At 71.9% G+C, this 24206-nt stretch carries 25 protein-coding genes; 15 read left to right on the top strand and 10 right to left on the bottom strand.

The window, feature by feature from the left end; translation table 11 throughout:
• Nucleotides 1–95: 95 nt before the first annotated feature.
• Nucleotides 96–950 carry an NAD(P)H-binding protein gene (locus ACIA8D_RS28290; RefSeq protein ID WP_399236620.1) on the bottom strand — a complete coding sequence of 285 codons (855 nt, stop codon included), beginning with the start codon at nucleotides 948–950 and terminating at the stop codon, nucleotides 96–98.
• A gap of 160 nt (nucleotides 951–1110) precedes the next feature.
• On the opposite strand from ACIA8D_RS28290, the gene ACIA8D_RS28285 reads away from it, so the two are divergent.
• Complete coding sequence (locus ACIA8D_RS28285; protein ID WP_399236618.1) at nucleotides 1111–1704, top strand: TetR/AcrR family transcriptional regulator; 594 nt, start codon at nucleotides 1111–1113, stop codon at nucleotides 1702–1704.
• A 76-nt stretch (nucleotides 1705–1780) separates the two neighbouring features.
• Here ACIA8D_RS28285 and ACIA8D_RS28280 read toward each other — a convergent pair whose 3' ends face one another.
• Nucleotides 1781–2125 (bottom strand): hypothetical protein, encoded by a 345-nt coding sequence (locus ACIA8D_RS28280; protein ID WP_399236617.1) that lies wholly within the window; start codon nucleotides 2123–2125, stop codon nucleotides 1781–1783.
• A gap of 200 nt (nucleotides 2126–2325) precedes the next feature.
• On the opposite strand from ACIA8D_RS28280, the gene ACIA8D_RS28275 reads away from it, so the two are divergent.
• Nucleotides 2326–2829: a SpoIIE family protein phosphatase gene (locus ACIA8D_RS28275; RefSeq protein ID WP_399236616.1), complete on the top strand. Its 504-nt coding sequence runs from the start codon at nucleotides 2326–2328 to the stop codon at nucleotides 2827–2829.
• A gap of 47 nt (nucleotides 2830–2876) precedes the next feature.
• Nucleotides 2877–3719 (top strand): alpha/beta fold hydrolase, encoded by an 843-nt coding sequence (locus tag ACIA8D_RS28270; RefSeq protein ID WP_399236614.1) that lies wholly within the window; start codon nucleotides 2877–2879, stop codon nucleotides 3717–3719.
• A 245-nt stretch (nucleotides 3720–3964) separates the two neighbouring features.
• Here the strand turns inward: ACIA8D_RS28270 and ACIA8D_RS28265 are convergent, their stop codons facing one another.
• Both ACIA8D_RS28265 and ACIA8D_RS28260 read right to left on the bottom strand, forming a co-directional pair.
• Nucleotides 3965–4687 carry a TetR/AcrR family transcriptional regulator gene (locus ACIA8D_RS28265; protein WP_399236612.1) on the bottom strand — a complete coding sequence of 241 codons (723 nt, stop codon included), beginning with the start codon at nucleotides 4685–4687 and terminating at the stop codon, nucleotides 3965–3967.
• A gap of 30 nt (nucleotides 4688–4717) precedes the next feature.
• Nucleotides 4718–5908, bottom strand: coding sequence for a serine hydrolase domain-containing protein (locus tag ACIA8D_RS28260; protein WP_399236610.1), 1191 nt, complete (start codon nucleotides 5906–5908; stop codon nucleotides 4718–4720).
• Between the two features lie 224 nt (nucleotides 5909–6132).
• Between ACIA8D_RS28260 and ACIA8D_RS28255 the strand changes: the two genes are divergently transcribed.
• The 3 genes from ACIA8D_RS28255 (at nucleotide 6133) to ACIA8D_RS28245 (ending at nucleotide 8789) form a co-directional block, all read left to right on the top strand.
• On the top strand, nucleotides 6133–7014 hold the full coding sequence (locus tag ACIA8D_RS28255; protein ID WP_399236608.1) for a universal stress protein: 882 nt from the start codon (nucleotides 6133–6135) through the stop codon (nucleotides 7012–7014).
• On the top strand, nucleotides 7011–8405 hold the full coding sequence (locus ACIA8D_RS28250) for an MBL fold metallo-hydrolase RNA specificity domain-containing protein (protein WP_399236606.1): 1395 nt from the start codon (nucleotides 7011–7013) through the stop codon (nucleotides 8403–8405). The genes ACIA8D_RS28255 and ACIA8D_RS28250 overlap by 4 nt, the downstream gene beginning before the upstream one ends.
• Nucleotides 8406–8567: 162 nt before the next feature.
• Entirely contained in the window at nucleotides 8568–8789 is a 222-nt protein-coding gene (locus ACIA8D_RS28245) for a hypothetical protein (protein ID WP_399236604.1), read from the top strand.
• A gap of 2 nt (nucleotides 8790–8791) precedes the next feature.
• Here ACIA8D_RS28245 and ACIA8D_RS28240 read toward each other — a convergent pair whose 3' ends face one another.
• Nucleotides 8792–9484, bottom strand: coding sequence for a DUF899 family protein (locus ACIA8D_RS28240; RefSeq protein ID WP_399236603.1), 693 nt, complete (start codon nucleotides 9482–9484; stop codon nucleotides 8792–8794).
• Between the two features lie 273 nt (nucleotides 9485–9757).
• Between ACIA8D_RS28240 and ACIA8D_RS28235 the strand changes: the two genes are divergently transcribed.
• Nucleotides 9758–11572 (top strand): alkyl/aryl-sulfatase, encoded by a 1815-nt coding sequence (locus ACIA8D_RS28235; RefSeq protein WP_399236601.1) that lies wholly within the window; start codon nucleotides 9758–9760, stop codon nucleotides 11570–11572.
• Nucleotides 11573–11778: 206 nt separating this feature from the next.
• Nucleotides 11779–13203 carry a hypothetical protein gene (locus tag ACIA8D_RS28230; protein ID WP_399236600.1) on the top strand — a complete coding sequence of 475 codons (1425 nt, stop codon included), beginning with the start codon at nucleotides 11779–11781 and terminating at the stop codon, nucleotides 13201–13203.
• A 24-nt stretch (nucleotides 13204–13227) separates the two neighbouring features.
• Here the strand turns inward: ACIA8D_RS28230 and ACIA8D_RS28225 are convergent, their stop codons facing one another.
• From ACIA8D_RS28225 to ACIA8D_RS28215, 3 genes are all read right to left on the bottom strand, one after another.
• Nucleotides 13228–14043, bottom strand: a complete 816-nt coding sequence (locus tag ACIA8D_RS28225; RefSeq protein WP_399236598.1) for an SAM-dependent methyltransferase — start codon at nucleotides 14041–14043, stop codon at nucleotides 13228–13230.
• A gap of 83 nt (nucleotides 14044–14126) precedes the next feature.
• The gene (locus ACIA8D_RS28220; RefSeq protein ID WP_385755314.1) at nucleotides 14127–14384 is read right to left on the bottom strand and encodes a DUF397 domain-containing protein; all 258 of its coding nucleotides are present in this window, start codon (nucleotides 14382–14384) and stop codon (nucleotides 14127–14129) included.
• Nucleotides 14381–15250: a helix-turn-helix domain-containing protein gene (locus ACIA8D_RS28215; protein WP_399236595.1), complete on the bottom strand. Its 870-nt coding sequence runs from the start codon at nucleotides 15248–15250 to the stop codon at nucleotides 14381–14383. Before ACIA8D_RS28215 ends, ACIA8D_RS28220 begins: the two co-directional genes overlap by 4 nt.
• Nucleotides 15251–15533: 283 nt before the next feature.
• Between ACIA8D_RS28215 and ACIA8D_RS28210 the strand changes: the two genes are divergently transcribed.
• Together ACIA8D_RS28210 and ACIA8D_RS28205 are read left to right on the top strand one after the other, a co-directional pair.
• Complete coding sequence (locus ACIA8D_RS28210) at nucleotides 15534–15992, top strand: ATP-binding protein (RefSeq protein ID WP_399236593.1); 459 nt, start codon at nucleotides 15534–15536, stop codon at nucleotides 15990–15992.
• A gap of 94 nt (nucleotides 15993–16086) precedes the next feature.
• Nucleotides 16087–16464: a recombinase family protein gene (locus ACIA8D_RS28205; protein ID WP_399236591.1), complete on the top strand. Its 378-nt coding sequence runs from the start codon at nucleotides 16087–16089 to the stop codon at nucleotides 16462–16464.
• Here ACIA8D_RS28205 and ACIA8D_RS28200 read toward each other — a convergent pair.
• Together ACIA8D_RS28200 and ACIA8D_RS28195 are read right to left on the bottom strand one after the other, a co-directional pair.
• Nucleotides 16439–17608 carry an acyl-CoA dehydrogenase family protein gene (locus ACIA8D_RS28200; protein WP_399236589.1) on the bottom strand — a complete coding sequence of 390 codons (1170 nt, stop codon included), beginning with the start codon at nucleotides 17606–17608 and terminating at the stop codon, nucleotides 16439–16441. The genes ACIA8D_RS28205 and ACIA8D_RS28200 overlap by 26 nt on opposite strands.
• 93 nt (nucleotides 17609–17701) lie before the next feature.
• Entirely contained in the window at nucleotides 17702–18916 is a 1215-nt protein-coding gene (locus ACIA8D_RS28195) for a CaiB/BaiF CoA transferase family protein (protein WP_399236588.1), read from the bottom strand.
• Between the two features lie 177 nt (nucleotides 18917–19093).
• On the opposite strand from ACIA8D_RS28195, the gene ACIA8D_RS28190 reads away from it, so the two are divergent.
• The 5 genes from ACIA8D_RS28190 to ACIA8D_RS28170 all read left to right on the top strand — a co-directional run bounded on the left by ACIA8D_RS28190 (nucleotide 19094) and on the right by ACIA8D_RS28170 (nucleotide 24205).
• On the top strand, nucleotides 19094–20050 hold the full coding sequence (locus tag ACIA8D_RS28190) for a LysR family transcriptional regulator (protein WP_399236586.1): 957 nt from the start codon (nucleotides 19094–19096) through the stop codon (nucleotides 20048–20050).
• A 67-nt stretch (nucleotides 20051–20117) separates the two neighbouring features.
• Nucleotides 20118–20933, top strand: a complete 816-nt coding sequence (locus ACIA8D_RS28185; protein ID WP_399236584.1) for an alpha/beta fold hydrolase — start codon at nucleotides 20118–20120, stop codon at nucleotides 20931–20933.
• A 172-nt stretch (nucleotides 20934–21105) separates the two neighbouring features.
• Complete coding sequence (locus ACIA8D_RS28180) at nucleotides 21106–22464, top strand: MFS transporter (protein ID WP_399236582.1); 1359 nt, start codon at nucleotides 21106–21108, stop codon at nucleotides 22462–22464.
• A 32-nt stretch (nucleotides 22465–22496) separates the two neighbouring features.
• Nucleotides 22497–23381, top strand: coding sequence for a hypothetical protein (locus ACIA8D_RS28175; protein WP_399236581.1), 885 nt, complete (start codon nucleotides 22497–22499; stop codon nucleotides 23379–23381).
• Nucleotides 23378–24205, top strand: coding sequence for an HpcH/HpaI aldolase/citrate lyase family protein (locus ACIA8D_RS28170; protein ID WP_399236579.1), 828 nt, complete (start codon nucleotides 23378–23380; stop codon nucleotides 24203–24205). Before ACIA8D_RS28175 ends, ACIA8D_RS28170 begins: the two co-directional genes overlap by 4 nt.
• Nucleotide 24206 lies beyond the last annotated feature (1 nt).

Genomic DNA, 24206 nt, shown 5'->3' with positions numbered 1-24206 from the left:
GGTGGTGGGAGCACCTTGGATTTTTCTTTTGTACCCGCCCCCGCGCGCCCGGCCTGATCCAAACGACAGGCCCTAGGTCGCCGAGACGTTGGGGCTCAGGAGGCGAGGTGGGCCGCGAGCCGGTCGCCGACGGTGCGGGGTTCCCGGCCGAGGAGTTCGGCCAGCAGCGGGCCGGTTTCGGCGAAGTAGCCCTCGTGTGCGGCCTGGTACCAGGTGAGCATGAATCGGGCCCCCTGCTCCGGCACACCGATCGCGACCTGGTCGGCGACCCACTGCTCGTCGTCGAGGACGACGCGTTCGATCGTGCGGCCGGTGAGGCCGGAGGCGATCTTGGCGACATCGTCGAAGGTGACGGCGGTCGGCGCGGTGAGGTCGACGGGGCCGTCGAAGGAACGGTCACCGGCGAGGACGGCCGCAGTGGCCTCGGCCGTGTCGGCGCGGTCGGTGTACGGAACGGGGCCGTCCGCCGGCTGGGCGATCACGCCGGTCCGCTGCCACGGGCCCAGCACTTGATCGAGCGGACCGTAGGCACCGTTGCGCAGCGCGGTCCAGGCGAGGCCCGAGTCCTCGAGGATCGCCTCGGTGACGATGTGGATGTCCGACGGTCGGTACGGGTTTCCGGGGACGGCGCCCTGCTGGCTCGTGTAGAGGACCCTGCGGACTCCGGCCTCGGCCGCGGCCTCGACGGCATTGCGGTGCAGGCCGACGATGTCGGCGGCCGGGTCGTTGCCGGAGACCAGGAGGACCTGCTCGGCGCCGGCGAACGAGTCGCGCAGCGCGGCCGGGTCCTCGTAGGTGCCCTGTCGTACGCGCACGCCGCGGTCGGCGAGGTGTCGCGCCTTGGCGGTGTCGCGGACGCTGACGCCGATCCGGTCGGCGGGGATGCGCCGGAGGAGGTGCTCGACGGTGGCGCCGCCAAGACCACCGGTGGCGCCGGTGACAACGATCATGCTTCTGGCCCTTCCTGAACACCCACGGCGACCGTCCTGGTGGTGGGCACGGACGTAAGTTGACCAGCCTGGTCAATTTCTTTTCCTTCGGCGACCGTAGGTAAACTGACCAGGTGGGTCAAGTTACGTCGACGGGTGACTGGAAGAGGTGGTGAGCGTCATGGCCGATGCGGCGCGTTCGGGGCCTCGGCTGCGGGCTGACGCCCGGCGGAACACGGAACAGATCCGCTCCGCCGCGATCGGGGCCTTCCGGGGGCAGGGCCTGACGGTGCCGCTGGAGCAGGTCGCCGAGGCGGCAGGGGTCAGCAAGGCCACCATCTTCAACCGGTTCGGCGGGCGGATCGGCCTGATCGAAGCCGTCATCGAGGAGATCGTGGCGGGCGAGCTGTTCGCCCTCGTCGACCACGCTCGGGCCATCGACGACGTCGGCGAGCGGATCACGTACTACCTCACCGCGCTCCGCGACCTCCAGTACCGCCAGCCTGCCTTCAATGACGTCCTGCTGCAGACGTATCCGCACTCGGAGCAGCTCATGGAGATCTGCCGGGTCGGAACCGTGGCCAACGAAGAGTTCGTCGCGGCGGCCCGCGCCTCCGGTGCGCTGCGACCGGAGTTCACAGCGGGTGACCTGCACGCACTCGTCCTCGACAACGCCCTCGCCCTCAAGCACGGCGAGCGGCCTCCCCGGGACGACTACGACCGCCGCACCAAGTACCTTCTGGTTGGAATCCAAGGGCGGCCTTCATTCCGTTAATGCCTACTGGTGACTTTTAGTCCCCATTAGTGGCGCTTTGGGGGTTGGGGCCCTCGACTCATGGTTCAACTCTCAATCAAAGTGCACTCTGGTATCTGTCCGACTTTTCGTTCACACGCCAGAGGTCACCGGAGGCGACGTGAAGGACGCCGCTGACCGAATCGGCCCGTCGCACCTGTTCCACGCCGCCGCTCGGCGCGATCGTGACAGCCCTGGCGCCGCTGCTGATGCTGGCGGGGGCCGCGGCCGTGGAGCTGTGGGCGCCGGCCTGGTGCACGGGGACGCCGCTGGCGCTGATGGCCGCCCTGACCGCCGCTGCCGTGTCGAACCTGCGCACGACGCTCACGATCGCCCTGGCCTGGCTGGCCGTCTGCGCGATCGTGGTCACCGCCCGGCACGACACCGCGGAGTACGAGCTCATGCGGGTCTCCACCGCCGTCACCGGCGTGGTCCTGGCGTTCCTCGTCGCCCGCGTGCTGCAGAGCGAACGCGAGCACGTCGACTCCGCCCGCTCCGTCGTGGGTCGGCTCCAGCAGGCCATCCTTCCCGAACTGCCGCGCAGCGCGGGCGGGTTCACGCTGGCCAGTCGGTACGAACCGGCGGACACGGAGGCCGCCGTGGGTGGCGACTTCTACGCGCTGGTGCACACGCGGCACGCTCCGTTGCCCGCGCCGCCCTGTCGGGGGCGGGACCGAGGATTCTGCGACGGAGGGCTTCGCCACCGCCCTCCTGATCCAGTTCGGCACCGACGGCAGGATCACCGTCCTCAACTGTGGCCACCCCGCCCCCTGCGCCGTCGAGAACGGGCTCGTACGCGAATTGGCCCTGCCCGACGCGGAGTTGCCGTTGGGCATGTTCCACCTGTCCTCCGAGCGCGGCAGGCCCCACACCGTCGAAACGACGCCGCAGGTGCTCGTCTGCGTGACGGGCGGCATCACCGAGACCCGCGCCCCCGAAGGCACCTTCTTCGACCCCGCGCGACACTGGGCGCCCCCGCCGCAGGCGAACGCCGCGCAGGTCGTCGACCACCTCACCGCCGCGGCCCGGGCATGGGGTGGCCGCCCCCGGAACGACGACGTTGCGGTGGTCGCGGTCGAGGCGTCGGCCGCCGGCGCGCTGACCTGAGTGGCACCAGGCGATGAATTCCGGACGCGGACCGGGTCTTCCCTGGCATGACCACTGTGAAAGCCAATGACACCGTCCTGGGCATCGAGTCGTTCGGCGCCGAAAACGCGCCCCTGATCCTGCTCGTGGGCGGGACGACGATGCTGTCCTGGCCCGACGCGCTGTGCGAGCGCCTCGCCGCCGGCGGGCGCCTGGTGGTGCGCTACGACTTGCGCGACAGCGGGGCGTCCGCGACCGGGGACCCGGAGGCGCCCGACTACACGCTGCGTGACCTGGCCGCGGACGCGGCGGCCCTGGTCGACGCGCTCGGCGGCGGCCCCGCGCACCTCGCGGGGATCGGCGTCGGCGGGATGGTCGCGCAGGTGGCCGCGCTCGACCACCCGGGGGCGTTCTCGGCGCTCACCCTGGTCGGCACGCGCGCGGTCGCGCCCGGACCGGTCGACGACGACCTCCCCGATCACAACCAGGCGACGATGGGCCGGCTGTTCTCGAGTCCGATGCCCGACTGGACCGACCGCGAGGCGGTCGCGGAGTTCGCGGCGGCCGGCGCGGAGGTCATGGGCAACGACCCGGTCGCCGCGCGCTCGGTCGCGACGCGCGTCTGGGACCGCACGCCCGGCACCGACCCCCAGGTCCAGATGGCCAACCACCTGGGGATGGTGTTCTCGCGGCTCGACTGCGCACCGCGCTGGCGCGAGCGGCTGCCGGAGCTCGATGTCCCCACGCTCGTGGTGCACGGCCGCCGCGACCCGTTCTTCCCCGTGGGCAACGGCGAGGCGATCGCGCGGGACGTCCCCGGCGCGCGGTTGCTCGTCCTCGAGGAGGCCGCCACCGCGATCCGCGACGCGGACGTCGCTGAGATCGCCGCGGCGATGCTGGCGCTGCGGTAGCCGGCGCCCGACATGCAGCAACACCCGCTCCCCTCCAGCGGGTGCTGCCACGTCCATGGACGGCCCGGACCGGTGCCGGGTGATCCCGGGGTCCTCGCCATCGTAGGAGAAGCATCAAGTACCGCACAGGGCAGTCCAGTTGTCCTGACGCGGCTGCGGTCGAGGGTGTAGGGGTGCTTCTTCGGGTGAGGTGCCGGAGCGCAGGGTGAGCGTGGGGAAGTACGGCCGCGGGGCGCATCGCCCCATCAGGGCTTGTGGGGTGCCCGCAGCTCCACCGCGTCGAGCAGCAGTCCGAGGACCGTCTCGAACTGGTCGTCCTCGTCCGCGGCGGCCAGGTGCGGGGCGACCGACGCGAGGTGCGGATAGGCGGTCGGCGACACGGCCAGGTACTCGCGCCGCCAGGCAAGACGGCCGCCCTCCCGGGCCGCGGCGTCCAGAGCGGCGACGGCGGCCTCCTGGGCGCCCATGGCGAGGGCCGTGTCGGCGAGCGCGCGGTAGTAGCGGGCGGCCTCCCGGTCGCCGAAACCGGCCTGCCGCAGCGCGCCGATGACGAGGTCCGCGCCCCGGAACTCGGCGTCGCGCCGCGAGACCCGTCCCGCCACGACCGCGGCGACCTGCGGGTGCGTGAGACAGGCGCTGCGGACGCGGCGGGCCAGGCCCGCCAGGGTCTCGCGCCAGGAGTCGGTCGGCTCGTACCCCGTGACGGCCTCCTCGATCAGCTGCTCGGCGAGCCCGAGGAGGATCTCCTCCTTGCCGGAGAAGTGGCGCAGCACGGCGGTGTGGTTCGAGCCGAGTTCGGCGCCGAGGCGGCGCAGCGTGAGCGCCTCCGGACCCTCGCGTTCGACGAGGGCGCGGGTGGCGTCCAGGATCCGGTCCCGGTTGAGCGCGGTGGACGGCGGCCGGCCGCGCCGAGCGGCAGCGGCGACTCGGGCGGCCCGTGCCGGGGTGCTGCCGCCGTGGTCTGTCATGGCGCCAATCCTATGCACCGGCCCGCCCCGTCACTCCGCCGTGGCCAGGTGGGTGACCAGGGCCGAGAGCGCCGCCACGGTCTCCGCGTCCCGGTCCGGATCCTCGGCGGTGGGCCAGGCGCTCGTCTTCACCACGACGACGTCCGCCACCGGATCGACCCACAGGAACTGCCCGTAGATGCCGAGCCCGGTGAAGGCGCGGTGCTCGCCGGAACCGCCGAGCGTCCACCACTGGTTCGCGTAGCCGTAGTGCGCGGGGTACAGCTCGCTGAGCGCTCCCGGCCGCAGGAACTCCTTCCCGCTGCCGCGTCCGCGCTCGACCCACTCCTCGGGGACGACCTGCTCCCCGTCGACGACGCCGCCGCGCGCCATGAGCAGCCCGACCCGGGCCATGTCGCGGACCGTCGCGTTGAACGATCCGCCGCCGACGGCGGTCCGCGGACGGCCGCGCGTCAGCCCGTAGTACGCGCCCGTCTCCGCGCCGATCCTGCTCCACAGCCGCTCGGCGGCGTACCGCGCGAGCGGCATGCCGGTGGCGCCCTCCAGGACCCAGCCGAGGACCTGCGTGTCGAGGGTCGAGTAGTTGAAGAACGTGCCGGGAGCCGCGCCCGTGTCGACCGAACGGACCACGTCGAACACCGAGCCCCGCCCGGCCACGGCCCGCATCAGCCGGTTGACCGGGGCCTGCGGATCCTCGTAGTCCTCGACCCCGCCGGCGCCGCTCGTCATGTCGAGCAGATCCGCGACCGTCGGCCCGTCGTAGGCCGACCCGGCAAGGTCGGGGCAGTACGTCACCACCTTGTCGTCGAGCGAGCCGAGCGCGCCCTCCGCGAGGGCGATCCCGAGCAGCACCGACGTCACCGACTTCGTGAGCGAGAAGAGCTGGAAGCGGCGGGCGGGCCCGCCGAAGCGGCCCGGATAGCTCTCGTGCACGAGCCGCCCGCGGTGCAGGACGGCGAACCCCGTGGTGTGCGTGCGTATGTGCAGCTGCTCCAGGGTGCGGTGCGTGCCCCCGAACTCGTACGTGAATCCGGGCGGCAGTTCCCCCATGGGCAGCGGGCGCACCCGCGCGGCGGCGGGCACGTGTGCCACCGGCAGCACCGTCGACATGTGCGTGAACGTCCACTCGTTCACCGGCCGCCGGAACGCGACCTCCTCCTGGTGCCGCCACAGCCAGGCCATCCCCGCCCCGGCGGCCGCGACCGCCGTTCCGCCTGCCATCCATCGCGCCGTGCGTGCCATGCGTGTGCTCCCGAGGGCTCTCCAGCGATTTATGAACCAATGGTGACACCGGTGGTTCGAGCGAGGCAATGGGCTGGTCCGCGGTGCGGCGGAGGAACCCGGGCCCCGGGTCTCGCCGTGCGCCGCCCGGCAGACCGGGTCAGGCTGGAACCGGGCCGCACAGGCGGCCACGGACGGAGACGGGAACGACAGGGAGCGCGCGCATGGCAGGCCATGTACTGGTCGGGGCCGACGGGTCCGATTCGAGTCTGGAGGCCGTGGCGGTAGCGGCCCGGGAGGCGCGGCAGCGCGGCCTCGGGCTGCGCATCGTGCACGCCTTCGTCTGGCCGATGATGCGCGCCGCCGGATTCGCGGCGGCCGCGGACGCGCTGCGCGGGCAGGCCGAGACCGTGGTCGCGGCGGCCGTCGAACACGCCCGCGCCGCGGAGCCGGACCTCGCGGACGTCGAGGGCGAGATCGTCACGGGCGAGCCGCTGACCATCCTGACGGTCCGCTCGGCCGATGCGGACCTGGTCGTCGTCGGCAGCCGCGGCCTGGGCGCCTTCACCGGACTCCTGATCGGCTCGGTCGCGGTGTACCTGGCCGCCCACGCCGAGTGCCCCGTGCTCGTCGTGCGGGGCAGGGTCGACGCCGACGGCCTCGTCGCCGTCGCCGTCGACTCGTCGGGCGACGGGCAGGCCGCGGTCGAGGCCGCGTTCGGCGAGGCAGAGCGCCGCGGCACCGGACTGCTCGCCCTGCATGTCTGGAACACCTGGTCCGCCGAGGGCCCGGAACGCCCCGGCGCGCTGACCCCGCTCATCTCCAACATCAGCGAACTGCGCAAGGCGGCCGGGCAGACCCTCACCGACGCCCTCGCCCCCGGCCTGATCGCTCACCCGCACATCTCGGTGGAGCGACGACTCCTTGAGGGCAGGGTGCGCCCGACCCTGATCGAGGTGTCCAAGGAAGCCAGGATGATCGTCGTGGGCGCGCGGGGCCGCGGCGGCTTCAAGGGACTGATCCTGGGCTCGGTCAGCCAGGCACTCCTCATCCACGCGGACTGCCCCGTCCTCGTCGTCCGGGACGGCCGCGGGGACGGCGCGTGAGCGGTCCGCGACCGCAACTGCTGACCTTCCTCGGCGGCGTCGGCACGGTCACCGGCAGCAAGTACCTCGTCGAGAGCGACCACAGCCGCATCCTGATCGACTGCGGTCTCTTCCAGGGCGTACGCGAACTGCGCCGCCGCAACTGGCGCCCGCTGCCCGCCGACACCGCCGCGGCCCGCGCCGTCGTCCTCACCCACGCCCACCTCGACCACTGCGGCTATCTGCCCCGGCTGGTGAAGGAGGGCTTCGACGGGAAGATCGTCTGCACCCCCGACACCGCCGCGCTCGCCGAGATCGTGCTGCGCGACAGCGCCCGCCTCCAGGTCGAACAGGCCGAGCACGCCAACCGCCGCGGCTGGTCCCGGCACCGCCCGGCGCTGCCGCTGTACGACGAGAACGACGTCGAGCGGACCCTGCGGCTGCTGCGCCCCGTGCCCGTCGACAAGGACACGCGCCTCGCGGACGGCACGAGCGTGCGCCTGCACCACGCGGGACACATCCTCGGCTCCGCCTGGGCCCACCTCACCCTGGAGAGCGGCCACACCCTCGCCGCCAGCGGCGACCTCGGAAGGCCCGGACACCCGCTGCTGCGCCCGCCCGACCCCTTCACCGGCGCCGACGTGCTCCTGATGGAGTCCACGTACGGCGACCGGGACCACGAGGACGCCGCCGACGCCCGCGACCGCTTCGGACAGACCCTCACCGAGACGTTCCGGCGCGGCGGCACCGTCGTCGTCCCCGCCTTCGCCATCGACCGCACCGAGGTCGTCCTGAGCGAACTCGCCGAGCTGCGCCGCACCGGCGTCCTGCCGGAGGGCGTGCCGGTGTACGTCGACAGCCCCATGGCCCTGTCCGCGCTCGACGTCTACCGGCGGGCGGTGGACCGCGCCGACCCCCAACTCCTGTCGGACGCGGGCGAGTCGGCGCTCGACGCGTCGTCCTTCACGGCGGCCCGCAGCGTGTCCGAATCCATCGCCATCAACGACGTGCAGGGCCCCGCCGTCATCGTCTCCTCCTCCGGCATGGCCACCGGCGGCCGCGTCCTGCACCACCTCAGACGGCTGCTGCCCGACCCCCGCAACACGGTCGCCCTCGTCGGCTTCGCCGCGCAGGGCACGCGCGCCCGCGACCTCGCCGAGGGCGCCGACGTCCTGAAGATGTTCGGCCAGTACGTCAAGGTACGCGCCCGGGTCGAACACGTACCGTTCTTCTCCGCCCACGCGGACGCCGCGCAGATCGTCGACTGGCTCCGCGGCGCGCCCGCGCCCCACACCACGTACCTCGTGCACGGCGAACAGACCGCGGCCGAAACGCTGCGTGAGCGCATCGGGTCCGAGCTCGGCTGGCACGCGGTCGTGCCCCGCTCCGGCGAACACGTCCTGGTGCGTTGAACAGGACGCGCCGACACGGAGTTTACGGAGGTCAACCGGGCGCTGTGGGCCAGGAATTGGCGGGCCGCGCTCACTGTCCGTGACGTCGCGGTTGGACACTGCCCGGGAGCGTCTGGCAAGGTCGCCGGTCCGATCCCGTGAAGACCCGATGGGAGGGGCGCGATGACCGAAGTGAACACCATCAGCGTCGAGGAGGCGACAGCCGTCGCGCGGCTGCGCATGAACACCACGACGCTCGACATCCCCAAGGACTTCGACCGCTGGTCGCCCGACGAGATGTCGGACTGGCTCGAACAGACCGAGGACGATCCGGACGTGTCCGACGAGGACTTCTACGAGGCCCGTACGACCGTGAACCGGGTGCTGGGCGTCGAGGACGCCTGACCTCAGCCGCGCTCGCCGTACGCCGCCGCGATCTCCTGCGGCGACGCCCACCGGCTGTAGGTCGGTGACTTGGGCCAACCCGCGGGGGAGTCCTGCCACTCCTCCTGCCGGCCGTACGGCAGCAGGTCGACGAGGCCGAAGAGATAGCTCAGCTGCTCCGTGCCGCGGCCGTCGGTGTGCCAGGTGCGGTAGACGGTGTCGCCGTCGCGCAGGAACACGTTGACCGCGAACCCGGCGTCCGGCGGTGCGCCGACGTCGGAGCCGAACGTGCTGTTCGCGGTGGAGTACCAGGTCATCGTGTTGCCGACCTTGCGCCGGTACGCGAGCGCCTCGTCGATCGGCCCCTGCGTGACGATCACGAAGCGGGCGTCGAACTTCTCGAGCCCAGCGAGCCGGGTGAACTGGGACGTGAAGCCCGTGCAGCCGCCGCACTGCCACTCCGCGCCCTCGTGCCACATGTGGTTGTAGACGATCAATTGCGGGTGCTCACCGAAGACTTCGGCGAGCCGCACCGGTCCCTCGTCGCCCTCCAGTACGTAGTCGGGCATCTCGACCATCGGCAGTCGGCGCCGCTGCGCGGCGATGGCGTCGAGCTCCCGGGTGGCCGTCTTCTCGCGGACCCGCAGCGTTGCCAGTTCCTTCTCCCACGTGGCGCGGTCGACGACGGGCGGCAGGGCGTTGCCGGTGGTGGACATGGTGCCTCCGGACGGTGAGGTGCGGTGCGCGCGCTGTGCGTTCTGCCTTACGTGGGTGGGGACTGCCGCGGGCGCGGAAAGTCATCGGTGGCCCCCGCGGTTCCTGGCGCGCCGCGGGTTCCCGGGCCGCCGCGCGTCACCCGTTCGGTCCAGTCCCGATGGTCCGGGCCCCCGCGCGGCCAGAGGCTGGGGCCTCAGGGCCCGTGGCGGTGGGACCCGCGCAAGGGGCGGGACCGTGGCCGGTGCGGAGCCCCGTACCTGAGGAGGGACCCGATGCCCGCGCACGATCTGCCCCCGGACGACGGAATCGACGCGGCGGACGCCGACAAGGGGTTCGTGGCGGCCCTGGAACCCGGTGTCGTCAAGAACGCCGCCGGGGAGACCGTCTGGAACAGTGACGCCTTCGCGTACCTGAGGGAGCGGGCGGAGCCCGCGGACACCGTCGACCCGAGCCTGTGGCGGCAGGCCGCGCTCTGCGCCCGCCAGGGCCTCTACGAGGTCACCGACGGCGTCTACCAGGTGCGCGGCCTCGACCTGTCGAACATGTCGCTGATCGAGGGCGAGCGCGGCGTCGTCGTCGTGGACCCGCTGGTGTCCGCCGAGCCGGCCGCCGCGGCGCTCGGCCTTTACCGCGCGCACCGCGGCGACCGGCCGGTGACCGCCGTGATCTACACCCACCCGCACTTCGACCACTTCGGCGGCGTGATGGGCGTGATCAGCCCCGACTCCGACGTGCCGGTCGTGGCGCCCGAGCACTTCATGGAGCACGCGGTCTCCGAGAACGTCTACGCGGGCACCGCGATGATCAGGCGCGGCATGTACTTCTCCGCCTTCGGCACGCCCGTCGGGCCGACCGGGCAGGTCAGCATGGGGCTCGGGATGGCCACGTCGTCGGGCTCGGTCGGGCTGATCCCGCCCAGCGTGACCATCACCAGGACCGGCCAGGAAGAGGTCCTGGACGGCGTGAAGTTCGTCTTCCAGATGACCCCGGGCGCCGAGGCGCCCGCGGAGATGAACTTCTACCTGCCCCAGCGGCGCGCCCTGTGCATGGCCGAGAACGCCTGCCACACCCTCCACAACCTGCTGACGCTGCGCGGCGCGCAGGTCCGCGACGCCCGCATGTGGTCGCGCTATCTGAACGAGGCCCTCGAACTCTTCGGCCGCGACGCCGAGGTCGTCTACGCCTCCCACCACTGGCCGACCTGGGGCACGGACCGCATCGCGCACTTCCTGAGCCAACAGCGCGACCTGTACGGCTACTTGCACGACCAGACGCTGCGCCTGATGAACTCCGGGCACACCGGCATCGAGATCGCCGAGGAACTGCGGCTGCCGCCCGAGCTGGAGAAGGCCCGGCACGCGCGCGGCTACTACGGCTCCGTCTCCCACGACGCGAAGGCGATCTACCAGCGCTACATGGGCTGGTTCGACGGCAACCCCGCCCATCTGTGGCAGCACCCGCCGCAGGCCCAGGGCGAGCGCTACGTGCGGGCGCTCGGCGGCGCCGACCGGGCCGTCGAGGCCGCCCGGACCTTCGCCGACGAGGGCGACCTGCGCTTCGCCGCGGAACTCGCCTCCCACGTCGTCTTCGGCGCCCCCGACCACTCCGGCGCCAAGACTCTCCTCGCCGATGTGCTGACCCGGCTCGGGTACGGCGCCGAGTGCGCGACCTGGCGCAACTTCTTCCTCGAAGGGGCGCACGAGCTGACGGCGGGCGCCCCGAAGACCCCGATCGCGCTGGCGTCGAGCATGGTCTCCGCCCTCTCGGTGACCCAGATCTTCGACTCGCTCGCCATCCGTGTCAACGGCCCCCGCGCCTGGGACGCGCACCTCAGCATCGTGTGGAAGGTGATCGACCTCGCGGAGACGCACCGCATGGAACTCTCCAACGGCACGCTCGTCCACTTCCCCGATCCCCGGGACACCGGGGCCGACCTGACCGTGACCCTCACCAAGGCCCAACTCATCGGCATCCTGTCGGGCCACGGCCTCGACGGCATCGGCCAGCAAGGCGACGCGACGGCCCTGGCCCGCCTCTTCGGCCTCCTGGACGAACCGGACCCGAACTTCGCCGTCGTGACGCCCTGAGGCGGTGTCGCCGACGGCGGGCGGAGCGGGTTCGAAGAGGGCTGCCGGTGTCACGGAAGGTGTCTCGTAGGGTGCCTTCGTGGCCCCGTCCGCCTACGGGGCCGTGACGGGCCGAGTACGGGGGAGTGGCAATGCGGCGGGTACGCGGGTGGGGCCGGCGCTTCGGGGCGGGGGCTGCGGCACTGGTGGCAGGGACGCTGCTGGCCATGACCGGGACGGCGGGCCCGGCCCTCGCGCAGGAACAGGTCCGGCTCACGCTCGACGTCCCCGAGGCGTCCGGACTCTACGACCCCGACGAGGGCGCCGAGGCACGCTTCGACGCCCCCAGGCTGCTGGTGCAGCCGCACGGCGGCGTGGCCCGCAACGTCGAGATCACCGTGGACGCCCGGGAGTTGAAGGACGTCGGCACGCTGACTCCCGGGCACCGCTGCACCGGGGACGATGCCGTGTTCCGCTGTCGCTTCGACCCGCGCTCGCTGCGCTACGCCACCCACTTCAGCCCGTTCCACCTGCGCGGCAACGACGGCGTGGCCCCCGGCGACGGCGGGACCGTGCACCTCACCGCACGCGCCGACAACGCCGCGGACGTGCGCGCGGACATGCGGATGGAGATCCAGCCGCCCGACCTGACACCGGCCGGAGCGGAGCGGGTGCCCGGCCTGGTCGAGGCGAACGAGCCGGTCGAGCTGCGGCCGGCCCTCGCCAACGAGAGCGGCTGGCCGGTCGAGAGGTTCGCGTTGCGGATGTCCGCCTACGGCCACCATCTGTCGGTGGACCAGAAGTACCGCAACTGCTGGTACCCCGACACCGAGGACGACGCCTCGGACGAGGGGATGGCGGGGACCGAACTCGCCTGGTGCGTGTTCGACACACCACTTCCCCCGCACACCGCCTGGCGGACCGTCCAGCCGATGATCGGGCACCTGGACGCGGACATGCCCGCGGAGAGTGTCCGCTATCAACTCCTGTACGGGGTACGGGACAAGGCCGCCTACCCGCACCGGGGAAGCGGTCCTGAGCTGACACTCGAACGCGTTCCCACGGGTGACATCAAGGAGAGCCGCGACACCTGGGGCTCACTGATCGTGCGCGGCACCGCGCAGGTCGACTACGCCCCGGTCGTCGAGGGATCCGTCCGCGGCAAGGTCGGACAGACCGTGACGGTGCGCATCGGCGCACGCAACGTCAACGGAGGCAAGCTGCCCGGCATCAACCCGGACCGCGTCGAGATCGTCCCGCCCGAGGGCACCACGATCACCGGCACGCCCTACACGGTGGACGGCGACCCGATGGACAACGCGTGCAAGCGCCCGGCGAAGGGCTCCAAGGCGTGGCGATGCAGCCTGGGCAGCGAGGCGTTCGAGCAGATCGACGGCCGCAAGGGCGCGAGCACCACGGTGACCGTGCGCGTCCGCATCGACGACGACGTCCCCGGTGCGCGCGGCACGGCCCGCGTCGTCGGCAAGTACGACCGCACGCACGACAACGACACTGCGGCGCTGGCGACCGACATCAACGGTCGCGAGCGGACCTCTCCGGCGGCGGCGATCGGGTGGGCCGCGGGTGCTGTCGTGGTCGTGGCGGGAGGTGTGGTGCTGGCCCGCCGATATCTGAGGAAGCGGCGGGGCTGAGACCTCGGCCCCGCCTGGGCCCGCTCAGTGCTTGATACCGACGCCCGCGAGGAGGCTGATCTCGGCGTCCGCGATCTCGGTCCCGTCCTCGGGGTTGTCGCGGCGCCAGCGGTGGCAGCAGATGATGCCGGGCTCGATCAGGTCGAGGCCGTCGAAGAAGCGGCGGACGTCGCTGTGCGAGCGGAACCGCACCGGCGTCCCGGAGTTGGTGTACGCCTCCGCCACCCCGTTCCACGTCTCGGGGTCGAAGTCGGGCGTGCAGTGGTTCATGGCGAGGGCGCTGCCCGCCGGGAGCGGCTCGAGCAGCCGGCGCACGATCGCGTACGGGTCGTGCGGATCGGTCACGAAGTGCATCAAGGCGTTGAGGGAGAGCGCGATGGGCTTGTTGAAGTCCAGGACCTCGGCGTCCTGCACGGCGTCCAGCAGCGACTCGGGGTCGGTGACCGTGGCCTCGATGTAGGCCGTGCGCCCCTGGGCGGTGCTCCGCATGAGGCGCTCGGCGTACTTGAGGACCAGCGGGTCGTTGTCCGCGTACACGACGCGGGCCTCGGGCACGAGGGACTGGGCGACCTGGTGCAGATTCGGCTCGGTGGGGATGCCCGTGCCGATGTCGAGCCACTGGCGGATGCCGTGCTCCTGCGCGAGCACGCGCGTGGCCCGGTGCATGAACGCGCGGTTCTCGCGGGCGGTGACAGGCAGGCCGGGGTGGGCCTTGGCGGCGACCATGGCCGCCTCCTTGTCGACCTCGAAGTGGTCCTTGCCACCGAGGAAGTAGTCGTACATCCGGGCCGAGTGGGCCTTGCTCGTGTCGAGGTCCCGGCCGGACTGCCTGGTGGTCATGTGCTCCCCTTCATAGGTGTGACTGTCGGTCCACAGGCCGGGAACGCCAGCGGTGTTCGGCGCCCCTCCCGCGGGCCGCCGGCTCATCCGGCGGCCAAGTGATCGGCCATGCCCTGCTTCACGCCACGGACGAACGCGGCGATCTCCTCCGGTGTGTAGATCAGCGCGGGACCGGCGGGGTCGGTCGACTGCCGCACGGCCACGCGGCCGTCGGCGAGCAGCTTCGTCTCGACGCACTGTCCACCGTTGGGCCCGCTCCAGGGGCGCTCCCAGCCCTGCTCCCCGAGGTTGCGGGCCGGCATCCCGTTGTAGACGCCCTCTTCGACTTCGACGACCGTCATGTTGAGTACTCCTTGCGCATACGGTTCAAGAGCGCCCTGCTGTCATCCGACGACGTCAGCAGCGCCAAACGCGAATGCGCCTCAAGATGGGCGACCACGTCCGCGCGCTGGTCCAAATAGACGGATGCGGACAGAAGTTCGCTGTAGACGATGTCGGGAAGCTCGGGTTCCTCGAACCGGAAGTACGTGAACGGGGCGCAGGCCCCGACGTGCGCACCCGCGGAGAAGGGCACGATGTCGAGGCTGATGTGCGCGAGCTCCGACACCTCGAGGAGGCGCTCGATCTGCTCCCGCATCACCTCGGGGCTGCCCACCTCCTTGTGCAGGACGGCCTCCTCCATGACCACCCACAAGGTGGGTGCGTCCGCCTTCTCCAGGAGGCCCTGGCGGCGCAGGCGCAGCGCCACGCGGCGCTCCAGGTCCTCCTCGCTGCCGTTCGGCAGCCCGCCGCGCAACACCGCGCGTGCGTACGCGGGGGTCTGCAAGAGGCCCGTGACGTACTGGGGTTCGTAGGTACGAAGGGTCTTGGCGTCGGTCTCCAGGCTGACGTAGGCGGTGAACCAGCTGGGGACGGCGTCCCGGTAGGAGTGCCACCAGCCCGGTTCGTTGGCCTGCTCGGCCAGTTCGACGAACTCGTCGATCTCCTGGCGGCCGGCGCCGAAGGTCTCCAGGAGCTTCTCCACGTAGAGAGGCTTCAGGGCGACCTCGGCCTTTTCCAGCCGCCGGATCGTCAGGGTCTTCACGCGCAGTGCCTTCGCCGCGTCCTCCAGCGAGGCACCGGCAGCCAGACGCATGTCCTGCAGCCGGCGGCCGAGGATCATGCGCAGCACTGTCGGCGCGCTGGTACCGGAACGGGCCTCACTCACGCCCAACCTCCTGAGGATTCATCAACAAGAGCATTCTTGCAGCGACTTGATGATGACGCCAGAGTGATAGCCCGCTTCCTGAAATTATCAGGGAGTCGGTTGCAGCGTGCGCACGATCACGCGCATAGTTGCACTGTGAGCGGTCACGTCGCGGCTCTGACGCGGCATCAGGACCCGAGGAGGTCCGCGATGCCCGCCTTGGCCCGTGCCTCTCACGGATCGAGCTGTAGCCCGCACCCCCACACCGCGCCCGCCCCGCGGAAGGCACTGGAAGGCGACATTCGTGACTCTCCCCACGTCCCTGGCCCCGGCTGCGTCCCCCGCCTTAGCCACCACCGCGCCCGGCCGGGAGTTCTGGTTCGGACTGCCCGCGCTGCGCACGAGCGCGAGATCCGCCCGCGACACCGTGCGCGAGCGGCTTCGTTCCTGGGACGTGCCGGGCGACACCTGCTGCGACGCGGTGCTGCTGGTGTCCGAGCTGACCACGAACGCCCTGCTGCACACCGAGAGCGATCAGGTCCTGTGCGGCCTCACGCTGACCGGCGACGAGCGCAGCCTGCGCATCGAACTCCACGACGAGGGCTCCACCCCGGTGCGGGCGCCCGAGCATCGGGCCGGGCCCGGCGAGGAGGGCGGGCGCGGCCTCTTCCTCGTGCAGCAGCTCGCCGACCGCTGGGGCTCCGCGCGCTCGACGCGGGCCGAAGGAAAGGTCGTCTGGGTCGAGTTGACGGCCTTCTCCTGAGTTCCGGGCGACCGGCAGGGGCCGCCCGGCCCCGCTCAGCACCCTTCGCGCGGCGAGGAATCCATTCTCCTCGATCCATCTACAGGAGGCGCCCATGACCCCCCACTGCGACACCGCTTCACCCGCCGTGCTGTACGTATGCGCCGACCGGGCCCCGGACGCGACCGGGCCGGCCACGCAGTGCGCGCAGACCGAAGGCCGCGCGTTCGCACAGGAACGCGGACTGACGATCGCAGAGGTCGTCACCGACACTTACGGCGAGCCCGACCCGGCCCGGCGCACGGGCTGGCGGCGGGTGCGGCAGCTGGTGCAGACCGGCGACGTCACCGCGGTCCTCGTCCGCTGGCCCTGTGCCATCGCCCCGGAGTCCGCGCACGAGCTGAGGCACAGAGAGACCAGTTGGCTGCGGGACCACGGAGTGCGCGTCCGCTACACCTGGGCTCCTCTTACGAGTCCAGGCCCCCTCGCTTGACGAGCTGAGCCGCGATCACGTTCCGCTGGATCTCGTTCGTCCCCTCGCCGACGATCATCAACGGCGCGTCGCGGAAGTAGCGTTCGACGTCGTACTCGGTGGAGTAGCCGTAACCGCCGTGAATGCGGACGGCGTTGAGCGCGATCTCCATCGCCGTCTCGGACGCGTACAGCTTCGCCATCCCCGCCTCCATGTCGACCCGCCGGCCCGCGTCGTACTCCCGGGCCGCGTGCAGGGTCAGCTGGCGGGCCGCGGTCAGCTTGGTGGCCATGTCCGCCAGGTAGTGGCCGATCGCCTGGTGCTGCCAGATCGGCTTGCCGAACGACTCCCGCTCCTGCGCGTACGCGAGCGAGTCCTCCAGGGCGGCCCGGCCGACACCGAGAGCGCGCGAGGCGACCTGCAGACGGCCGGTCTCCAGGCCCTTCATCATCTGGCCGAACCCCTTGCCCTCCGCCCCGCCGAGGACGCTGCCGGCGGCGGCGACGTACCCGTCGAAGGACAGCTCGCAGCTCTCGACGCCCTTGTAGCCCAGCTTGGGCAGGTCGCGGGAGACGGTGAGGCCGGGGCCGTGCTCGACGAGGAGGATCGAGATGCCCCGGTGGGTGGGCGTCGCGTCCGGATCGGTCTTGCACAGCAGCGCGATGAGGCCGGAGCGGCGGGAGTTGGTGATCCACGTCTTGGTGCCGTTGACGACATACGTGCCGTCGTCCTGGCGGCGGGCCGTGGTGCGCATCGCCTGCAGGTCGCTGCCGCCGCCCGGCTCGGTCAGCGCCATCGTCGCGCGCAGCTCGCCGGTCGCCATCCGGGGCAGATAGGCCGCTTTCTGTTCCTCGGTCCCGTAGAGGGTGAGCAGTTTGGCGACGACGGTGTGACCGCCCATGGCGCCCGCGAGGCTCATCCAGCCGCGCGCGAGCTCCTCGGTGATCAGGACGTACGCGGGCATCGAGACCGGGGTGCCGCCGAACTCCTCCGGGACGGCGAGCCCGTAGATGCCCATCTCCTTCATCTGTTCGATGAGGGCTTCGGGGTAGGTGTTGGTGTGCTCCAACTCCTGTACGACGGGCTTGACATGCTTGTCGACGAAGTCGTGCACGGTCTCGACGACGAACCGCTCGTCGCTGTCCAGGGCGTCCAGGGTGCTCACGGGGCCTGCTCCTCTGCTTGCTGTCTTGTCGCGGTGTCCGGGGGGGGGGGGGGGGGGGGGGGGGGGAGTTGGGGCAGCGGGATGTGGGGTGTGTCAGATCGCGCCTGCCGCACGCAGGCCCGCGATCTGCTCGGGGGTACGTCCACGCTCCGCCAGCAGTCGTTCGGTGTGCTCGCCGAGGGCGGGCACCGGGTCCATCCGGGGAGCGATTCCGGCCAGGTCGGCCGGGGGCCGCAGCGCCTGGACGGGGCCGCCGGGTGTGCCGACCTCGTGCCAGCGCCCGCGTTCCGCGAGCACCGGGTGGTCGAGGAATTCGGCGACGTCGTTGACGCCCGCGTTCGCGATGCCCGCCGCGTCGAGCACCTTGGCGGCTTCGGCGCCAGGGCACTCCAGGAAGCGCTCGGCGATGACGACGTTCAGCTCGTCGCGGTGGGCGACGCGGGCGGAGCCGGTGGCGAAGCGCGGGTCGGTGGCCAACTCGGGCCGCCCGAGGAACTGTTCGCACAGAGCGCGCCACTCGCGTTCGTTCTGTACGGAGATCAGGATCTGCTTGCCGTCGCGTGCGGTGTAGGCGCCGTACGGGGCGATGGTGGCGTGCTGGGTGCCGATGCGCGGCGGCTGCGTCCCGCCGTAGCGGGTGTAGTTGGCGGGCTGCCCCATCCACTCGGCGAGGGCCTCGAAGAGCGACACCTCCACCGCGTGCGCGACGCCCGTCGTGGCGCGGGTGAACAGCGCGGTCAGGATGCCGCTGTAGGCGTACATCCCGGCGGCGATGTCGGCGATCGACACACCCGCCCGTGCGGCCTCGTCGGCCGTGCCGGTGAGGGAGACCAGGCCGGTCTGGCACTGCACCAGCATGTCGTACGCCTTGCGGTCGGCCCACGGCCCGTCGGTGCCGTACCCGGAGACGGTGCACGGGATCAGGCGCGGGTGCTTCGCGCTCAGCGTCGCGGCGTCGAGGCCAAGGCGGGCGGCGGCGCCGGGCCCGAGGTTCTGCACGAACACATCGGCGTCCGCGAGGAGTTCGTCGAGGACCTCGCGGCCCGCCGGTGACTTCACGTCGAGGGTGAGCGACTCCTTGCCGCGGTTCAGCCAGACGAAATAGCTCGATTCGCCGTGCACCGTGGTGTCGTAGCGCCGGGCGAAGTCGCCGCCGTCGGGCCGTTCCACCTTGATGACGCGGGCGCCGAGGTCGGCCAGCTGCCGAGTGGCGTACGGCGCGGCCACGGCCTGTTCGAGGCTGACGACGGTGATCCCGGACAGCGGATGCCGCGTCGGCGAGGTGGCACGGTCGGTCGTCCCGGTCATGCGGTGACCTCCAGGAGCGGGGGTGGTCGTGTGCGGTGCGGTGTGGTGCGCGGGGTGGCCGGTGGGCGGCCTCCCCGTGACGTTTAACATCATGGGACTTCATGGTGGTACCCGTGAAATAGCAAGTGGTGATGCCGTCATGCGCGGCGCGGATGGCTGGGCGAGGGGTGGGGTGCGATGGACATCAAACAGCTCAAGGCGCTGGTGACGGTGGCCGAAGTGGGCAGCGTGACGCGGGCCGCCACGGTCCTGCACCTGGTGCAGCCCGCCGTCACCCGCCAGATCCGCACCCTTGAGGAGGAGCTGGGTGTCCCGCTCTTCGAGCGGACCCGGCAGGGCATGCGGCCCACCGAGGCGGGAGCGGTCGTGGTCGAGCGGGCCCGGCGGGCGCTGCACGAGCTGGAGCGGGCCCGTGCGGAGGTGCGGCCCACGCCCGGCGAGGTGTCCGGCATCGTCACCGTCGGACTGCTGGAGAGCACGCTCGCACTGCTCGCGGAGCCCTTGGTGACGGCCATGCGCGAGGCCCACCCGGGCGTGCAGCTGCGGGTGATGACCGCCTATTCAGGACATCTGCAGCAGTGGCTCGACGACGGCGACCTCGACCTGTCGCTGCTCTACAACCTCGGCAGCGCGCCCTCCTTGAACGTACGCCCGCTGGTGCGCGAGCGGCTGTGGGTGGCGGCCCCGCCGGAGGCCGGGCTGCGCGCCGACAAGCCCGTCCCGTTCGCGCAGGCCGCGGCGCGCCCTCTGGTGATGCCGACGTCGGGGCACGCGTTGCGCGCGCTCATCGAGTCGGCGGCGGCCCGCGCCGGCGCCCGCATCGAGGTGGCGGCGCAGACCAACTCGATGCCCGTGCAGAAGCAGCTCGCGCGAGCGGGACACGGCTGGACCGTGCTGCCCGGCGTGGGCCTCGCCGAGGACGTTGCGGCCGGGGAACTGAGTGCCGCGCCGCTGTGCGAACCCGCCGCGTGGCGCTCCATCGTCCTGGGCACACCCCGCACGGGTCGCACCCCGCCCGCGGTGAACGTCGTCGCCGAGGAGTTGGTGCGTCAGGTCGGCGCCGCCGTGGAGAGCGGCAGCTGGCCCTCGGCGCGACTCGCCAAGACGGCCGACGAGGGCGGCGCCGATGAATGAGACACGAGTCCGGGACCGATGAATGAGACACGGGAGCGGCGCCGATGATGAGAAGAGAACCCAAGGGATGAGGGAGAACGTGCACACCGAAGAAGGCACCACCACGGCCGCGGACGGCACCGTCCTCGCCTACCAGAGCCGCGGCAGCGGCCACCCGCTCGTCCTCCTCGCCGGACAGGCCAACAACCACCACTGGTGGGACTCCGTGCGCGACGACTTCCACCCGGCCCGCCGCACGATCACCGTCGACTACCGGGGAACGGGCGCCAGCGGGAAGCCCGAGGCCCAGGAGGGCTACGCCACCTGGCAGTTCGCGGACGACGTGATGAGGGTGCTCGACGCCCTGGGCATCCAGCGCGCCGACCTGTACGGCACCTCCATGGGCGGGCGCGTCGCGCAGTGGGCCGCCGCCCGCTACCCCGAGCGGATCCGCCGGCTCGTCCTCGGCTGCACATCACCCGGCGGGCCGCACGCCGTCGAGCGCGACGCGGAGGTGCGCCGCGCGTTGACCCAGAGCGAGCCGGGCGCCGCCGAGGAGGCCCTGACCGACCTCATGTACACACCGGCCTGGCGCGCCGCCCACCCCGGCCCGTACGGCACGCTCGGCGACCCCGCCATGCCGCCGCACGCCCGCCGCGGCCACCTCCGCGCCAGCACGGGACACGACGCCTGGGACGCGCTGGCGCACATCATGGCGCCCACCCTCATCCTGCACGGCGAGGACGACCGGCTCACCCCGCCCGACAACGTGCCGCTGCTCGCCTCCCGCATCCCCGACGCCACGACGCGGCTGTTCCCCGGCGCGCGCCACGCGTACTTCGAGGAGTGCCGGGAGGAGGCGGGCGCGATGGTCGTCGCCTTCCTCAAGGGGGCCCCGATGTAGGGCGACCAGGGGCACGGTGTCCGTCCGCGGGCTCCCATGCGTCCGGGGCATGGACGCATCACGAGTTTCTATTGTTCCGCATCCCGCATCAGCACTCATGATGAGTGGCGTTCTGAGCCGCCCGACCCACGCTGATCAAGCACCGAGTACGGAGACGCCACGGATGCCACGGATGTCACGGACGAGCAAGACACCTGCCACCAGCCCACCTTCCCGTGTCACCGCGAACGTCGTGCGCGGCTGTCTGGGCAACCTCATCGAGTGGTACGACTGGTTCGCCTACGCCACCTTCAGCGTCTACTTCGCCCCGGTGTTCTTCCCGGAGGGCAGCCAGACCGCCCAACTCCTGTCCACCGCCGTGGTGTTCGCGGTCGGATTCCTGATGCGTCCGCTCGGCGGCTGGCTGCTCGGCGCCTACGCGGACCGGTTCGGCCGCAGGCAGGCACTGACCCTGTCCGTGCTGCTGATGAGCGCCGGGTCGCTGGTCATCGCCCTGTCGCCCGGGCATGAGGTCATCGGCCTGTGGGCGCCCGCCCTCCTCGTCGTGGCGCGCCTGGCCCAGGGCCTGTCGGTGGGCGGCGAGTTCGGCTCCAGCGCCTCCTACCTCTCCGAGGTTGCGCCGCCCGGGCGGCGCGGCTTCTACTCCAGCTTCCAGTACGTGTCCATCGTGCTCGGCCAGCTCTCCGCGCTGCTCGTCGCGATCGTCCTGCAGAACGTGCTCACCGAGGCCCAACTCGCGAACTGGGGCTGGCGCATCCCGTTCGTCGTCGGGGCGGTGGCCGGACTCACCGTGATGTACCTGCGGCGCACCATGGAGGAGTCCGAGCACTTCCAGAAGGAGCGGGCCCGCGCCACCGAGGGCGAACGCAAGGGACTCGTCGCCCTGTTCAAGGAGTACCCGCGCCAACTGCTCGCCGTGTTCGGCCTCGCCATCGGCGGCACCGTCGCCTTCTACACGTACACCACCTACCTGCAGAAGTACCTCGTGAACACCGCGGGCATCCCCAAGTCGACCGTCACGGTCATCGGGTTCGCCGCTCTCTTCGTCTACATGCTGCTGCAACCGCTGGTCGGCGCGCTGTCCGACCGGGTGGGCCGCCGACCCGTCATGTTCGGCTTCTCCATCGGCTGCATGGTGCTCACGGTCCCGGTGATGACCTTCCTGGGACACACCAGCAACCCGTGGGTCGCCTTCCTGCTGATGACCCTCGCCCTCGCGTTCGTCACCGGGTACTCGGCCCTCGCCGCCATCGTCAAGGCCGAGATGTTCCCCACGAAGGTGCGCGCCCTGGGCGTCGGCCTCCCGCACGCCCTCGTCACCGCCACCTTCGGCGGACTGACCGAACCGATCGCCCTCGCCCTCAAGCAGAACGGGCACGAGACCGTGTTCTTCTGGTACGTGACCGGTTGCGTCGCCCTCACGCTGCTGGCCACGCTCCTCGTGCGTGAGCCGTCCCGCGACTCCCATCTGGAGGCCGAACCGGATGCCGCGGCCGTCCCCACCAGGCCCGACGCCCCCACGCCCGCGTGACACCCGCCCCTCGACGGAAGGCAAGCACCCCCATGCGACCCGCCTCCTCCACCCCGTCCCTGGCCTCCTACGTGGAGTCCTGGGCGCCGTCCGCGACCACCGACGAGGACGCCCTGCCGCCGGGCCCCGCCGCCGCCCTCTCGGCCGTCCTCGACCTGCCCGAACCGGCCGCGAAGGCGGGCGACCCCCTGCCCCCGCTGTGGCAGTGGCTGTACTTCCTGGAGTGGCCCGCCCAGAGCGAACTCGGCCCCGACGGACACCTCGCCGACGCCCGCTTCCTGCCGCCGATCCCCGACCGGCAGCGGATGTTCGCGGGCGGCCGCGTGACCGTCGAGGAGCCGCTGTGCCTCGGCGAACCCGCCGAACGCGTCTGCGGTCTCGCCTCCGTCACGCCCAAGAGCGGCCGCAGCGGCGAACTGCTCTTCGTCACCGAACGCAGAGAGTTCCGCCAGGCCGGCCGCACCTGCCTCGTCGAGGAACAGGACATCGTCTACCGCTCGGGACGCAGCGCCGCGGCAGGCCACCCCGCCACGATCGACGGCACGACCCTCCCGCACGCCGATGCCACCTGGCAGCTGCGGGCCAGGGCCGACGAGCGGCTGCTGTTCCGGGTGAGCGCGCTGACCGCCAACGCGCACCGCATCCACTACGACGCCCCGTACTGCCGCGACGTCGAGGGCTACCCCGGACTGGTGGTGCACGGCCCGCTCCTGGCGCTGCTGATGCTGGACCTGGTGCGCCGCAACTCGCCCGAACGGAAGGTGAGTTCGCTCGCCTACCGGCTGCACCGGCCCGCCTTCGCCGGGGAACACCTGCTGGCCACCGGGACACCCGCGGACGAGGGGCGGGGCGCCCGGCTCGGCGTGGCCACGCACCGTGAGGCGCGGCACGCCTCCGCGGAGGTGACGTTCGCGTGACCGACGCACCCGACGCCCGTGAACGGATCGCCGCCGCCCGCAGCCTCCTCTTCGTGCCCGGCGACCGCCCCGACCGCTACGCCAAGGCACACGCCTCCGGCGCCGACCTCGTCATCATCGACCTGGAGGACGCCGTCGCCCCGGCCGACAAGGAGACGGCGCGTACGCACGTCGCCGCCCGGCTGGCCGCGGGGCATCGCCCGGTCGTGCGGATCAACGCCCCCGGCACGCCCTGGTCCGAGGCCGACCTGGCGGTGGCGGCGGAACACGGCTGCCCGGTGATGGTCCCCAAGTCCGAGGATCCGGCGGCTCTTTCGGAGGTCGCGGCACGAACGGCCAGCCGCTGCCCGCTCATCGCCCTGATCGAAACGGCGCGCGGGGTGCTCCGCGCCCACGAGGTGGCGGAGGCACCGGGTGTGGTGCGGCTCGCCTTCGGCAATGTGGACCTCGCGGCCGACCTCGGGGTCGCCCACGAAGACCACCTCGCGCTGACCCACGCCCGGTCCCAGGTGGTGCTGGCCTCGGCCGCCGCGGGGCTGTGCCCGCCGCTCGACGGTGTCACCACCGCCGTACGGGACACGGCCGCCCTCGCCGCCGATGTCGCCCACGGCCGACGCCTCGGCTTCGCGGGCAAGTTGTGCATCCACCCCGCCCAACTCCCGCCTGTGGCCGCGGGCTTTGCCCCCAGCGACGCCGAACTGGACTGGGCACGATCCGTGCTCGCCGCGGGCGACGCGGTCACCACGGTCGACGGCCAGATGGTCGACAAGCCAGTCCTGGACCGGGCCCGGCGCCTCCAGGCCCAGGCAGGACGGGCGGGCTGAG

Origin of the sequence: Streptomyces sp. NPDC051684, assembly GCF_044453445.1 — a bacterium.
GTDB lineage: Bacteria > Actinomycetota > Actinomycetes > Streptomycetales > Streptomycetaceae > Streptomyces.
The sequence above is the reverse complement of the archived record's forward strand: the minus strand, read 5'-3'. Positions and strand labels throughout refer to the sequence as shown.

What these genes read in the sequence shown, in the direction of transcription:
- ACIA8D_RS28290 (WP_399236620.1), bottom strand. Translation starts at nt 950, where the DNA reads ATGATCGTTGTCACCGGCGCCACCGGTGGTCTTGGCGGCGCCACCGTC.
- ACIA8D_RS28285 (WP_399236618.1), top strand. Translation starts at nt 1,111, where the DNA reads ATGGCCGATGCGGCGCGTTCGGGGCCTCGGCTGCGGGCTGACGCCCGG.
- ACIA8D_RS28280 (WP_399236617.1), bottom strand. Translation starts at nt 2,125, where the DNA reads ATGAGCTCGTACTCCGCGGTGTCGTGCCGGGCGGTGACCACGATCGCG.
- ACIA8D_RS28270 (WP_399236614.1), top strand. Translation starts at nt 2,877, where the DNA reads ATGACCACTGTGAAAGCCAATGACACCGTCCTGGGCATCGAGTCGTTC.
- ACIA8D_RS28265 (WP_399236612.1), bottom strand. Translation starts at nt 4,687, where the DNA reads ATGACAGACCACGGCGGCAGCACCCCGGCACGGGCCGCCCGAGTCGCC.
- ACIA8D_RS28260 (WP_399236610.1), bottom strand. Translation starts at nt 5,908, where the DNA reads ATGGCAGGCGGAACGGCGGTCGCGGCCGCCGGGGCGGGGATGGCCTGG.
- ACIA8D_RS28255 (WP_399236608.1), top strand. Translation starts at nt 6,133, where the DNA reads ATGGCAGGCCATGTACTGGTCGGGGCCGACGGGTCCGATTCGAGTCTG.
- ACIA8D_RS28245 (WP_399236604.1), top strand. Translation starts at nt 8,568, where the DNA reads ATGACCGAAGTGAACACCATCAGCGTCGAGGAGGCGACAGCCGTCGCG.
- ACIA8D_RS28240 (WP_399236603.1), bottom strand. Translation starts at nt 9,484, where the DNA reads ATGTCCACCACCGGCAACGCCCTGCCGCCCGTCGTCGACCGCGCCACG.
- ACIA8D_RS28235 (WP_399236601.1), top strand. Translation starts at nt 9,758, where the DNA reads ATGCCCGCGCACGATCTGCCCCCGGACGACGGAATCGACGCGGCGGAC.
- ACIA8D_RS28230 (WP_399236600.1), top strand. Translation starts at nt 11,779, where the DNA reads ATGACCGGGACGGCGGGCCCGGCCCTCGCGCAGGAACAGGTCCGGCTC.
- ACIA8D_RS28225 (WP_399236598.1), bottom strand. Translation starts at nt 14,043, where the DNA reads ATGACCACCAGGCAGTCCGGCCGGGACCTCGACACGAGCAAGGCCCAC.
- ACIA8D_RS28220 (WP_385755314.1), bottom strand. Translation starts at nt 14,384, where the DNA reads ATGACGGTCGTCGAAGTCGAAGAGGGCGTCTACAACGGGATGCCGGCC.
- ACIA8D_RS28205 (WP_399236591.1), top strand. Translation starts at nt 16,087, where the DNA reads ATGACCCCCCACTGCGACACCGCTTCACCCGCCGTGCTGTACGTATGC.
- ACIA8D_RS28195 (WP_399236588.1), bottom strand. Translation starts at nt 18,916, where the DNA reads ATGACCGGGACGACCGACCGTGCCACCTCGCCGACGCGGCATCCGCTG.
- ACIA8D_RS28190 (WP_399236586.1), top strand. Translation starts at nt 19,094, where the DNA reads ATGGACATCAAACAGCTCAAGGCGCTGGTGACGGTGGCCGAAGTGGGC.
- ACIA8D_RS28185 (WP_399236584.1), top strand. Translation starts at nt 20,118, where the DNA reads ATGAGGGAGAACGTGCACACCGAAGAAGGCACCACCACGGCCGCGGAC.
- ACIA8D_RS28180 (WP_399236582.1), top strand. Translation starts at nt 21,106, where the DNA reads ATGTCACGGACGAGCAAGACACCTGCCACCAGCCCACCTTCCCGTGTC.
- ACIA8D_RS28175 (WP_399236581.1), top strand. Translation starts at nt 22,497, where the DNA reads ATGCGACCCGCCTCCTCCACCCCGTCCCTGGCCTCCTACGTGGAGTCC.